This window comes from Micromonospora sp. WMMA1976, from assembly GCF_027497335.1.
In the GTDB taxonomy this organism is placed as follows: domain Bacteria; phylum Actinomycetota; class Actinomycetes; order Mycobacteriales; family Micromonosporaceae; genus Micromonospora; species Micromonospora aurantiaca.
In genome coordinates this window covers 451,808-463,769 of the sequence record NZ_CP114912.1, presented here as the reverse complement: position 1 = coordinate 463,769, position 11,962 = coordinate 451,808, and the positions used below count along the sequence as shown (strand labels likewise).

General features: G+C 72.6%; 13 protein-coding genes. 3 read left to right on the top strand and 10 right to left on the bottom strand.

The annotated features are described in order from the left end of the window. Nucleotides 1-47 precede the first annotated feature (47 nt). On the top strand, nucleotides 48-314 hold the full coding sequence (locus O7546_RS02335; protein WP_228531240.1) for a hypothetical protein: 267 nt from the start codon (nucleotides 48-50) through the stop codon (nucleotides 312-314). On the opposite strand, the gene O7546_RS02330 is transcribed toward O7546_RS02335, so the two are convergent. Genes O7546_RS02330 through O7546_RS02315 form a run of 4 tightly spaced genes read right to left on the bottom strand, consistent with a single transcriptional unit; the run spans nucleotide 315 to nucleotide 3,113 of the window. Beyond that, nucleotides 315-1,391, bottom strand: coding sequence for an adenosine deaminase (locus O7546_RS02330; RefSeq protein WP_013473969.1), 1,077 nt, complete (start codon nucleotides 1,389-1,391; stop codon nucleotides 315-317). It lies immediately after the preceding gene. Nucleotides 1,392-1,441: 50 nt separating this feature from the next. Next, on the bottom strand, nucleotides 1,442-1,873 hold the full coding sequence (locus O7546_RS02325) for a PPOX class F420-dependent oxidoreductase (protein ID WP_194798642.1): 432 nt from the start codon (nucleotides 1,871-1,873) through the stop codon (nucleotides 1,442-1,444). Nucleotides 1,874-1,929: 56 nt separating this feature from the next. Next, nucleotides 1,930-2,499, bottom strand: coding sequence for an NAD(P)H-dependent oxidoreductase (locus O7546_RS02320; protein ID WP_194798643.1), 570 nt, complete (start codon nucleotides 2,497-2,499; stop codon nucleotides 1,930-1,932). Beyond that, complete coding sequence (locus O7546_RS02315) at nucleotides 2,487-3,113, bottom strand: hypothetical protein (RefSeq protein WP_194798644.1); 627 nt, start codon at nucleotides 3,111-3,113, stop codon at nucleotides 2,487-2,489. Before O7546_RS02315 ends, O7546_RS02320 begins: the two co-directional genes overlap by 13 nt. A gap of 57 nt (nucleotides 3,114-3,170) precedes the next feature. On the opposite strand from O7546_RS02315, the gene O7546_RS02310 reads away from it, so the two are divergent. Together O7546_RS02310 and O7546_RS02305 are read left to right on the top strand one after the other, a co-directional pair. Continuing rightward, a complete protein-coding gene (locus O7546_RS02310; protein ID WP_194798645.1) occupies nucleotides 3,171-3,644 on the top strand; it encodes a MarR family transcriptional regulator in 474 nt (157 codons plus the stop codon). 3 nt (nucleotides 3,645-3,647) lie between these two features. Next, nucleotides 3,648-4,499 (top strand): putative RNA methyltransferase, encoded by an 852-nt coding sequence (locus tag O7546_RS02305; protein ID WP_194798646.1) that lies wholly within the window; start codon nucleotides 3,648-3,650, stop codon nucleotides 4,497-4,499. A gap of 6 nt (nucleotides 4,500-4,505) precedes the next feature. Here O7546_RS02305 and O7546_RS02300 read toward each other — a convergent pair whose 3' ends face one another. The 6 genes from O7546_RS02300 to O7546_RS02275 form a co-directional block, all read right to left on the bottom strand. Continuing rightward, nucleotides 4,506-5,186, bottom strand: a complete 681-nt coding sequence (locus O7546_RS02300) for a DUF4272 domain-containing protein (protein ID WP_194798647.1) — start codon at nucleotides 5,184-5,186, stop codon at nucleotides 4,506-4,508. 101 nt (nucleotides 5,187-5,287) lie between these two features. Continuing rightward, the gene (locus O7546_RS02295) at nucleotides 5,288-6,568 is read right to left on the bottom strand and encodes a thymidine phosphorylase (protein ID WP_194798648.1); all 1,281 of its coding nucleotides are present in this window, start codon (nucleotides 6,566-6,568) and stop codon (nucleotides 5,288-5,290) included. 167 nt (nucleotides 6,569-6,735) lie between these two features. After that, nucleotides 6,736-7,437, bottom strand: a complete 702-nt coding sequence (locus tag O7546_RS02290; protein WP_194798649.1) for a cytidine deaminase — start codon at nucleotides 7,435-7,437, stop codon at nucleotides 6,736-6,738. 104 nt (nucleotides 7,438-7,541) lie between these two features. Beyond that, on the bottom strand, nucleotides 7,542-8,822 hold the full coding sequence (locus O7546_RS02285; RefSeq protein WP_013283980.1) for an ABC transporter permease: 1,281 nt from the start codon (nucleotides 8,820-8,822) through the stop codon (nucleotides 7,542-7,544). A 2-nt stretch (nucleotides 8,823-8,824) separates the two neighbouring features. Further along, nucleotides 8,825-10,189 (bottom strand): ABC transporter permease, encoded by a 1,365-nt coding sequence (locus O7546_RS02280; RefSeq protein ID WP_194798650.1) that lies wholly within the window; start codon nucleotides 10,187-10,189, stop codon nucleotides 8,825-8,827. After that, on the bottom strand, nucleotides 10,186-11,841 hold the full coding sequence (locus tag O7546_RS02275; protein ID WP_305070316.1) for an ABC transporter ATP-binding protein: 1,656 nt from the start codon (nucleotides 11,839-11,841) through the stop codon (nucleotides 10,186-10,188). The genes O7546_RS02280 and O7546_RS02275 overlap by 4 nt, the downstream gene beginning before the upstream one ends. Nucleotides 11,842-11,962: the final 121 nt, after the last annotated feature.

Below are 11,962 nucleotides of genomic sequence, written 5' to 3'. Positions count from 1 at the left end.
ACGGATCGCCAATCTTCGTCGCCGAGGGGATCTTCGCGGCCGAGATCGTGGCCGAGTGCCGCCGGCTGGGCCTGCTCGCCGGGGCGTACGCGCTGCGCCGCCCGCGCGGCGCGACGTTCCTGCGCCGCCTCGCCCGGGATCTCGCCGAGCAGCGCAAGGCGCCCCGGGTGCTGCTCCGGCGCGGGGTCGCGCTGCTGCGCGCCGAGCCGGCCGTGCTGCGCCGGCAGACCGGGCTGGGCGCCGAGGCGGCCCGGGCCGGGCAGGTGCTGCGCGGGGTGGCCGCACTGCTCTCCGGCCACCCCCGCCAGTCGTGATCAGCCGATCAGCTCGGCGTACGCCGGCTTGATCACCTCGTCGATGATCCGCAGCCGCTCGTCGAACGGGATGAAGGCGCTCTTCATCGCGTTGATGGTGAACCACTGGAGTTCCTTCCAGCCGTAGCCGAAGGCCTCCACCAGCAGCGCCATCTCCCGCGACATCGAGGTGCCGCTCATCAGCCGGTTGTCGGTGTTCACAGTCACCCGGAACCGCAGGTCGCGCAGCAGCCCGATCGGGTGGTCGGCGATCGAGGCCGCCGCGCCGGTCTGCACGTTCGACGACGGGCACAGCTCCAGCGGGATGCGCTTGTCCCGCACGTACGCGGCCAGCCGGCCCAGCACCGGCGGGTTGCCCGGGGTGATGTCGTCGACGATGCGGACGCCGTGGCCGAGCCGGTCGGCGCCGCACCACTGGATCGCCTGCCAGATCGACGGCAGGCCGAACGCCTCACCGGCGTGGATGGTGAAGTGGAAGTTCTCCCGCTGGAGGTACTCGAACGCGTCCAGGTGCCGGGTGGGCGGGAAGCCCGCCTCGGCTCCGGCGATGTCGAAGCCGACCACACCGGTGTCGCGGTGCCGCACGGCCAGCTCGGCGATCTCCTGCGAGCGGGCCGCGTGCCGCATCGCGGTGAGCAGCGTGCCGATCCGGATCGGGGTGCCCGCCTCGGCGGCCAGCGCGCTGCCCTCCCGGAACCCGGTGACCACCGCGTCGACCACCTCGTCCAGGGTCAGGTTCTGCTCCAGGTGCTGCTCGGGCGCGAACCGCACCTCGGCGTAGACCACGCCGTCGGCGGCCAGGTCCAGCGCGCACTCGCGGGCGACCCGGCGCAGCGCGGCAGGGGTCTGCATGACCGCCACCGTGTGCGCGAACGTCTCCAGGTAGCGCTCCAGCGAGCCGGAGTTCGCCGCCTCGGTGAACCAGACGCCGAGCGCCGCCGGGTCGGTGGTGGGCAGTTCGTGGCCGACCTCGGCGGCCAGTTCCACGATCGTCGCGGGCCGCAGGCCGCCGTCGAGGTGATCGTGCAGCAGCGCCTTCGGGACCTTGACGATGTCCTCGTACGAGATTGCGACCATGCTCAGACCCTAGTCATCCCCCGTACGGGCGCGGCGGTGGACCGGGGCGGTCAGGGTCGCCAGCCGTACACCCGCTCCACCGCGAGCCGCAGGACCACCCGCCCGTCGGCCACCATGACGGCCCGGTAGTCGGCCCAGTCCGGGTGCTCGCCGCGGATCCGCCGGTAGACCTCGACCAGCTCGTCGACCGTCGCGTCGTCGGTGGCCGCAGCGGGCGGGGTGAGCGTCACGGTGCCCTCGGCTACCGCGTACGCCCCGCCGTCGGCGGTGGTCACGTGGAAGCTCGCCCGGGGATCGCGGCGCAGGTTGCGCACCTTCGCCCGGTCGCCGGTGGTGGAGCAGCGGATCAGGCCCGGCTCGGCCAGGTAGTCGAGGTTGGACAGCTGAGGGCGGCCGTCCCGGCGCAGCGTGGCGAGCACCCCGCGCCCGCGCTCGCCGAACAGCTCCCAGAGCCGCGACCCCGGCTCGCTCCCGGCGCTCACCGTGCCGCCTTTCGTTCGCGACTGCGGGGCTCGCAAACCCGGCTCACTCCTCGCGCTCACGCGTTCACCCGCAGCGGCGCTAGCGCGACGGCCAGCCGGGCGAGCTGATCCAGCATGAGCGCGGCGGCCTCCTCGCGGCCGGGGTCGGGTCGCAGCTCGCCCGCCTCGTCCAGCGCCTGCCGCAGGAAGACGACCACCTGGTCGTTGACCGGGGTCATGTTCAGCGTGGTCACCACCTGCTTGATCATCTGCACCGCGCGCAGGCCCCCGGAGGTCATGCCGTAGCTGACGAAGCCCACCGGCTTGTGCTGCCACTCGTGGTAGAGGTAGTCGATCGCGTTCTTCAGCGGCGCGCTGAAGCCGTAGTTGTACTCCGGCATCACCAGGACGAAGGCGTCCCCGGCGTCGATCGCGGCACTCCAGGCGCGGGTGTGCTCGTGCAGGTAGACCCGCTCGGACGGGTGGTGCGGTTCGTCGTGGAAGGGCAACCCGATCTCGGCCAGGTCGAGCAGGCGTACCTCGTCGAAGCCGGCGTGGCGGACGGCGGCCGCGGTGAACCAGTCACCGATGCGACGGCCGACCCGGCCGGGGCGGGTGCTGGCGACGACGACAGTCAGGCGGGGCATGGTGAGGTCACTCCTGTCGGGGCGGCGGCCGGGGCCGGGGTGGTGAGCCGGGGAACGAACCAGGCGACGATCGGCCCGATGCCGATCGCGTAGAGCAGGGTGCCGGGGCCGACGGCGCCGCCGAGCAGCCAGCCGACGGCCAGCACCGTCACCTCGATCCCGGTGCGGGCCGGGCCGAGCGGCAGGCCACGGGCGGCCAGGCCGGTCATCAGCCCGTCCCGCGGGCCGGGGCCGAGGCGGGCGCCGATGTAGAGCGCTGTGGCGAGGCCGTTGAGCAGGACGCCCGCGACCAGCAGGCCGATCCGGCCGGCGAGCGGGGCGACCGGCGGCAGGAGCGCCAGCGTCGCGTCGAGGGCCAGGCCGACGAGCGCGACGTTCGCCACGGTGCCGACGCCCGGGCGCTGCCGCAGCGGGATCCACAGCAGCAGCACCAGCAGCGCCACGCCGTTGACCAGCAGGCCCATCGGCAGGCCGGTGCGGTCGGCGAGGCCCTGGTGCAGCACGTCCCAGGACGCGAGCCCGAGGTCGGCGCGGACCATCAGCGCGACGCTGACGCCGAACAGGGCCAGGCCGGCGAACAGCCGCACCAGCCGGGACGGCAGTTTGGTTGACATGTCATCAACCTAGGCCGCAACTTGGTGACATGTCAACAACACCGGTAGGATCGGCCCGTGGACGAACCGCGCTGGCTGGACGAGCAGGAGGACCGCGCCTGGCGCGGCTACCGCCGCATGCGCCGCCTGCTCGACCTGGAACTGGCCCGGGAGCTGATGCAGGACGCCGGTCTCTCCGAGCCCGACTACGACGTCCTGAGCGACCTGTCCGAGACCCCAGAACAACGACTCCGGCTCAGCGAACTCGCCGACCGGATGCTCTGGTCCCGCAGCCGCCTGTCCCACCACATCTCCCGGATGCAGCAACGCGGCCTGGTCAGCCGGGAGGAGTGCGTCACCGACGGCCGCGGCTCGGTCGTCGTGCTCACCCCGGCCGGGCGCCGGGCCGTCGAAGCCGCCGCACCCGGGCACGTCGCGGCCGTCCGCCGGCACCTGATCGACCGCATCACCCCGGCCGAGGTGGCCGCGCTAGGCACGCTCAGCCAGCGGGTGATCCGCCACCTCACCGGCCGGCCGGAAGCGGAGGGCTGAGCCGTGGACGACCGCGTCCTCGCCCGGCTGCGCTGCCCGGTCTGCGCCGAGCCGCTCACCGAGACCACCGCCGGCACCGCACGCGCGCTGCGCTGCCCGCGCGGGCACAGCTTCGACATCGCCCGGCAGGGGTACGTGAACCTGCTCGCCGGCCGTGCCCCGCACGCCGGCGACAGCGCCGAGATGGTCGCCGCCCGCGCCGACTTCCTCGCCGCCGGCCACTACGACGCCGTCGCCGCCGCGCTGGCGACCACAGCGGTACGCGTCGCGGACGTCGACCCGTACCCCCTGGTGGTGGATGCCGGCGCCGGGACCGGGCACTACCTCGCGGCGGTGCTGGCGGCGCTGCCGGACGCCGCCGGCCTGGCCCTGGACGTCTCCAAGCCGGCGCTGCGCCGCGCGGCCCGGGCGCACCCGCGGGCCGCCGCCGCGCTGGCCGACACCTGGCAGCGGCTGCCGCTGGCCGACCGGTCCACCGCCGTGCTGCTGAACGTGTTCGCGCCGCGCAACGGCCCGGAGTTCCACCGGGTGCTCGACCCCGGCGGCGCGCTGCTGGTGGTCACCCCGGCCGCCGACCACCTGACCGAACTCGTCGACGCGCTGGACCTGCTGCGGGTGGACCCGGACAAGGCCGACCGGGTCGCCGGCAGCCTCGGCGCCCACTTCGCCGAGGAGTCCGCGACCGGGCACCGGGCCCGGCTCGCGCTGACCCGCGCCGAGGTCACCACGCTCGTCGGGATGGGACCGAGCGCCTGGCACGCCGACCCGCAACGGCTCGCCGCGCGCATCGCCGCGCTGCCCGACCCGGTGCCGGTCACGCTCTCCGTCCGGCTCGGCGTGCACCGCCCGCGCTGACGCGGCTCAGGTGGAGAGGTCGACCTCTTCCCAGCCCGGCGGCTCGTCGTGGTACGGCCCGCGCAGCACCACCGCCCACTCCAGCGCCCACCGGCGCTGCCCGATCGCGTTGGCGTCCACCAGGCCCGGCAGCGCGCCGCCGGCCTTCTCGGTCTCCAGGTACGCCCAGTCCAGGCAGTAGTGCAGGTCGAGCAGCGCCGCGGCGTCACCGGGATGCTGCGGCGCGGCCAGGATCCGGGCCCGCCACTGGCCGAACGTCTCCCCCGCGACCAGGTTCGGCATCCGCTCGACCAGCCGCTCGTCCACCGGCACCGTCGGGTCCAGCTCCTTGGCGAGCCCGAGCACCCAGGCCAGCGAGAACAACGCGTCGTGGTGCAGCACGAACGACCTGTGGTCGCCCCGGCCGCCCATCACGAACTGCCACTCCGGCGGCGTCACCGAGTCGACCAGGTGCGACTCCAGCAGCCAGCCCATCGCCGCCTGCGCGGGCATCCCGAAGCAGCGGGCCAGGATCACGTGCAGCACCGCGATCCGGGCCTCGATCTCCGGGGTCGGACGCAGCTCGATCCCGTCGCCCGGCTCCCACACCAGCGGGAACTGCGGCGGCGGCAGCGGAAGACCCAGCCGGGACAACTCGTCCAGGCTCGCCTCCCGGACGGCCCGGGGGTCGGGAGCGGGTACGCGCACGGTCAAGCCCCTGTCTGCTCACCTCGGCTCGTCGCCGGCCGATCCCCCCTGGCCTGGGAGGATAGCGGCTCCCGCCGGGCCGGCACCACGGCCGTCCCCGGTCAGCCGATCCGCTCGACGACCAGCGGCGTCGCGTCCGGTGCGTCCGGCGCCACCCGCACCGCGCGGCGCGCCTCGTCCAGCGCGGCCGGCATCCGCTCGGCGTGCTCGGCCCGCAGCTCGAACAGCGGGTCGCCGACACGTACCCGGTCACCGCGTCGCTTGTGCAGCACCACACCGGCCGGGATGCTCACCGGGTCCTCCTTGCGGGCCCGGCCCGCGCCGAGCCGCCACGCGGCCACCCCGATCGCGTACGCGTCGATCTCGGCGACCCAGCCGTCCTCGGTCGCGGTGACCAGCTCGACCTCGTTCGCCGTCGGCATCGGGGCGTCCGGGTCACCGCCCTGCGCCCGGATCATCGTGCGCCAGGAGTCCATCGCCCGGCCGTCCCGCAGTGCCGCCTCCGGGTCGGCGTCCGGCAGGCCGGCCGCGTCGAGCATCTCCCGGGCCAGCGCCAGCGTCAGCTCCACCACGTCGGCCGGACCGCCGCCGGCCAGCACCTCCACCGACTCGGTCACCTCGACCGCGTTGCCCACGGCCAGGCCGAGCGGGGTGGACATGTCGGTGAGCAGGGCGACCGTCCGGACGCCGTGCGCGCCGCCCAGCTCGACCATGGTGCGGGCCAGTTCGCGGGCGTCGTCGACGTTCTTCATGAACGCGCCGGAGCCGACCTTCACGTCGAGCACCAGCGCGCCGGTCCCCTCGGCGATCTTCTTGCTCATGATCGAGCTGGCGATCAGCGGGATCGCCTCGACGGTGCCGGTGACGTCGCGCAGCGCGTACAGCTTGCGGTCGGCCGGGGCGAGCCCGTCGCCGGCCGCGCAGATCACCGCGCCCACGTCGCGGAGCTGGGCGATGAACTCGTCGTTTGTGAGCGCCGCCCGCCAGCCCGGGATCGACTCCAGCTTGTCCAGCGTGCCGCCGGTGTGGCCCAGGCCCCGGCCGGACAGCTGCGGCACCGCCGCGCCGCACGCGGCCACCAGCGGGGTCAGCGGCAGGGTGATCTTGTCACCGACGCCGCCGGTGGAGTGCTTGTCCACAGTCGGCCGGGACACCGGCGACAGGTCGAGCCGCTCGCCGCTGGCGATCATGGCGGCGGTCCACCGGGCGATCTCCGGCGCGGTCATGCCGCGCAGCAGGATCGCCATGGCCAGCGCCGACATCTGCTCGTCGGCGACCAGGCCCTTGGTGTACGCGTCGACCACCCAGTCGATCTGCCCGTCGCTCAGCACGGCCCCGTCCCGCTTGGCCCGGATGACGTCAACCGCCGTGAAAGCACTCACTTCTGATGATCCAATCAGTAATCGGGATGGTCGCTGGTCGCGCTCAACCCGCGAACGGTGACCGTCGAGGAATCGGGCCGACCGTGACCGGCGCAGGGATCAAGCCTGACCGCCCGGAGCCGGGCACGGTCGGCCCGATTCCCCCAGCTCAACCCACTTCAACCGACTCAACCCCAACGAACCGGAATCTCCGTGGGAGGCTCACCCTCACCAGCCCAGAAGATCGTCCCCGAAGCGTCCACCACGACCACGCGCGGCGTCCGCGCCAGCCCCCACTCGATCGCCTCGGCCGGGTCGTCCCAGGTCGAGCCCTCCTCCAGCACGCCGGTCTCGGCGTCAGTGGTCTCCCCCGACGACCGCTCCCAGTACGTCGTCCAGACCTGCTGCCCGGCCGACAGGTCGGGGTGCACGAACACGGTGCCCCGGCCCCGCCAGGCGGCCAGCCGGTCCGGCACCACAGGCACCGGATGCTCGCCGGTCACCGCCTCGATGTCGGCCACGTCGAAGGCGTGCGGCAGCAGCTCCGCCATCCGCAGCGGTCCGCCCTTCGCCTCGACCAGGCACTCCGGCCCGCCCTGCTCCCAGAGCAGCTGCCGGCACCTGCCGCACGGCATCAGCGGCTCACCGGTGGCGTCGACGCAGGACAGCGCCACGATCCGGCCACCGCCGGTCGCGTGCAGCTGCGAGACCACGCCGCACTCGGCGCAGAGCGTGACGCCGTAGCCGGCGTTCTCCACGTTGCAGCCGACCACGACCCGGCCGTCGTCGACGAGCGCGGCGGCACCCACCGGGAACTTCGAGTACGGCACGTAGGCGTGCCGCATGACCTCGGTGGCGGCGGTACGCAGCCGCTCCCAGTCGATCTCCATCACAACCCCCATTCTGCCCAATCAACGCCGATCGGTCGCGGGTGCGGCCGGAGACGACGATGCCCGGCGGGTCGCCCCGCCGGGCACTGTGTCGCGGCGGGCGGTCAGCCCTTGATGTACGGCTTGCCGTCGGCGGCCGGCGCCCGGACCTTGCCGACCAGCCCGGCCACGGCCAGGATCGTCGCCAGGTACGGCAGCATCGCCAGGAACTGGCTCGGGATGCTGCTGCCGATCGCGCCCAGGTAGGTGGCGAGCTGGTCGGCGAAGCCGAAGAACAGCGCCGCCAGCAGCGCGCCGGTCGGGCTCCACCGGCCGAAGATCAGCGCGGCCAGGGCGATGAAGCCCTTACCGCCGATCATGTTCTTGGTGAACGAGTAGAGCGCCAGCGTGTACGAGGCGCCGCCGACACCTGCCACCAGACCGGCCAGGATCACGTTGCGGTAGCGCAGCCGCAGCACCTTCACGCCCAGCGTGTCCGCGGCGGTCGGGTGCTCGCCGACCGAACGGGTCCGCAGGCCCCACCGGGTACGGAACAACGCCAGGTGGATGACGAGCACCAGCAGCAGGCCGACGTAGAGGAAGATGTTGCCCCGGAACAGCGCCGGGCCGAGCAGCGGGATGTCGGACAGCAGCGGAATCTCCCAGTTGCCGAACCGGGGGGCGCTGTTGTACTTCGCCGCGTCGGTCTGCATCAGCCGCTCGTACAGGAAGCCGGTGATGCCGACCGCCAGCAGGTTGAGCACGATGCCCATGACCACCTGGTCGACCAGGTAGCGGATGGAGAACACGGCCAGCAGGAACGAGATGAACGCGCCACCGATGGCGGCGGCCACCAGGCCCACCCAGACGCTGCCGGACATGCTGCCGAACAGCGCGCCGGAGAAGGCGCCCATCAGGAGCTGGCCCTCGATCGCCACGTTCACCACGCCGGAACGCTCGCAGAGCACACCGGCGAGCGCGCCGAAGATCAGCGGCAGGGCCAGGATGAACGTGCCGCGGACGACGTTCACCAGCGGCATGAAGTTGCGGCCCTCGGGGGCGGCCGAGACCTGCCAGCACAGGAAGCTCAGCACGAAGGCGACCAGCCCGGCGCCGAGCAGCAGCGTGAACCAGCGCTTCGGCACCCCGGCCAGCAGCGCGCCTCCGGCCGCGGCGGTGATCAGCCCGAACAGGATCGCGCCGACCGTACCGTTGATCTCCAGGGCGGCCCCGCCCTCGGTCTCGCTGAGCGTGAACCGCGCGTGCTGGTCGGTCGCGAGCGCGCCGAACAGCACCGCCGCGAGCACACCGAGCGCCAGCAGGACCGCGCCGATCTTCCGGTTACGGGTCCAGAAACCCTCGTCGACCGCGGTAACGGCGACCTCGGGGACAGCGGTGGTGGACATGCTCACCAGCCCTTCGCGAGGCTCGTCTGCAACCGGGCGGCGCGGGCCGCCCGGAGCTGGAAGATCGTCTTCACCAGGGCAGGCGCGGCGATGAAGATGACGATGAGCGCCTGGAGCACGGTGACCAGTTCCAGCGAGATGCCGGAGTACGACTGCATCCGGTTGCCGCCGGCCTGGAGCGCGCCGAACAGCAGCGCGGCCAGCAGCACGCCCCACGGCTTCACGCGGCCGAGCAGCGCGACCAGGATGCCGTCGAAGCCGATCTGCGCGATCACCAGCGGGGTCAGCGCGGTGGCGGTGGTGCCGAGCACCATGGTCGAGCCGCCGAGACCGGCCAGCATGCCCGCGAACACCATCACCAGCACGTACGTCTTGGTGACGCTGATGCCGGCGGTCCGGGCCGCGTCCGGGTTCGCACCCACGGCACGCAGCTCGAAGCCGAGCGTGGAGCGGTTGAGCAACCAGGCGATGAACCAGGTGGCCGCCACCGCGAGCAGGATGCCGGCGTGCACCCGCAGGTCCTCGCCGAGCAGGCGGGGCAGCTGTGCGGTGGACTCGACCGGCTTGCTGATGGCGTCCGCCCGGTTCGGGTTCTGCACCCCGTTCTGGACGATGATCCAGGACAGGAAGTAGACCGCCACGTAGTTGAGCATGATCGTGTTGATCACCTCGTGCGCGCCGGCCCGTGCCTTGAGGATGCCGGGGATGAAGCCCCAGAGCGCGCCGCCGAGCGCGCCGGCGATCAGCGCCACCAGCAGGTGCACGACGGGCGGCAGCGGCAGCGCGAAGCCGGCCACGGCGGCCAGGATGACGGCGATCGTGGCCTGGCCCTGGGCGCCGATGTTGAACAGGCCGCCGCGGAAGGCCAGCGCCACCGACAGGCCGGTGAAGACCAGCGGCGCGGCGTAGGTGAGCGTCTCCGAGATCGGGCTCAGGGCGGCGGTGAAGCCGACCGCGTCCGGGTCGAAGATCGCGCCCTTGAACAGGTTCGCGTACGCCTCGCTGACCACCGTCCAGCTGGCGTTCAGCGCATCGGTGGGGCGGGCGGTGATGTAGCTGTAGGTGGCGAGCACCTCGGGGTCGGACACGATGATCAGCACCGCGCCGACCACCATGGCCAGCAGCACCGCGAGCACCGTCACGGTGAACGTGTTCGCGGCCCAGAGGTTGTCCAGGAACATCCGGCCCATGCCGGGACGGGACTCCCCGGCCGGTTCCGGCTTCTTCGCGGTCGCGGTGGCGGGCACCGTCTGCTCGGTGTCAGCCGCCGGCTGCGTCGGCGTCGCCCGGGCCTCGCTCAGCGACTCCTGCGCCTCGGTCGCCGGCTCCTTGTCCGGCGAGCCCGAGACGGGGTTCGGGTTGGTCATGCCTCGTCCTCGTTGCCAGGGCCGTCCTCGGTCGCGGTGGCGGCGTCCGGGGTGGCGGCGTCCGGGGTGATGCCGGCCATCAGCAGGCCGATCTCCTCGCGCGGGGTGTCCGGGCCGACGATGCCGATGATCCGCCCGCGGTACATGACCGCGATCCGGTCGGCCAGGCCGATCACCTCGTCCAGTTCGCTGGAGACCACCATGACCGCGGTGCCGATGTCCCGCTCGCGGATCACCCGGCTGTGGATGAACTCGATCGAGCCCACGTCCACGCCCCGGGTGGGCTGGGCGGCGATGAAGAGCTTCAGCGGCCGGGACAGCTCCCGGGCCACGATCACCTTCTGCTGGTTGCCGCCGGAGAGCGTGCCGACCGCCGCGTCGGCCGAGGAGGTACGGACGTCGAACTGTTCGATCCGCTCCCGCGCCGACTTCGCGATGGCCTCGGGCTTGAGCGACAGGCCCTTGCCGAACGGCGGCCGGTCGTAGATGTCAAGCACCAGGTTCTCCGCCACGGAGAACTCCTTGACCAGGCCGTCCACGCTGCGGTCCTCCGGCACGTAGCCGACGCCGGCGCGGAGCACCTTCTTGGTCGACCAGCCGTGCGTCGGCTCGCCGTCGAGGCTGATCGTGCCGGCGAGCACCGGGCGCAGGCCCATGATCGCCTCGATCAGCTCGGTCTGGCCGTTGCCCTGTACGCCCGCGACGCCGAGCACCTCACCGGCGTGCACGGTCAGGTCGACGCCGTCGACCGCGCGTACCTGCCGGTCGTCGTCCACGACCAGGCCGGAGACCTCCAGGACCGGTTTGCCGGGGGTGGCCGGCTTCTTGTCCACGGTCAGCCGGACGCTGCGTCCCACCATCAGCGCGGCCAGTTCGTCCCGGCTGGCGCTCGGCTCGGCGGTGCCGACGGTCTTGCCGCGCCGGATCACCGTGATCCGGTCGGCGATCGCCTTCACCTCGCCCAGCTTGTGGGTGATGAACACGATCGACTTGCCGGCAGCCTTGAGCGACCGCATGACGGTGAGCAGTTCCTCGGTCTCCTGCGGCGTGAGCACGGCTGTGGGCTCGTCGAGGATCAGCAGGTCGACGTCGCGGGTGAGGGCCTTGACGATCTCCACCCGCTGCTGGATGCCGACCGGCAGGTCCTCGATCACCGCGTCCGGGTCGACCCGCAGGTTGTACCGCTCGGAGACCTCGGCGACCTCGCGCCGGGCCCGCCGCCGGTCGAGGATCCCGGCGAAGGGCCCCTTGACCTGCTCGGCGCCGAGCATCACGTTCTCGGCCACGGTGAAGACCGGCACCAGCATGAAGTGCTGGTGCACCATCCCGATCCCGGCGGCGATCGCGTCCGACGGACCCTTCAGCTTCAGCGGCTTGCCGTCGACCAGGATCTCGCCCTCGTCCGGCTGGTAGAGGCCGTAGAGCACGTTCATCAGGGTCGACTTGCCGGCGCCGTTCTCGCCGAGCAGGGCGTGGATCTCTCCAGGCTCCACCGTCAGGTCGATGTGGTCGTTGGCGACCAGATCACCGAACCGTTTGGTGATGCCGCGCAGTTCGAGTCTCAGCGCAACCTCCTGGAGTGCGAGCGATGGTGCAGCGTAGCGACCTGCCGCGCCGCCACCACGCCGGGTGGGGATGTCGGGGGGAGTCAAGCTGATCGGCCGCCCCGGCGCTGGGGGTACCTTCCCCGTTGCGCCGGGACGGCCGGATCGTCAAACCTGGTGTCCGCCGGCCTCCGCTGCCGATGATCGCACCGCGGCGGCCGGCGGAACC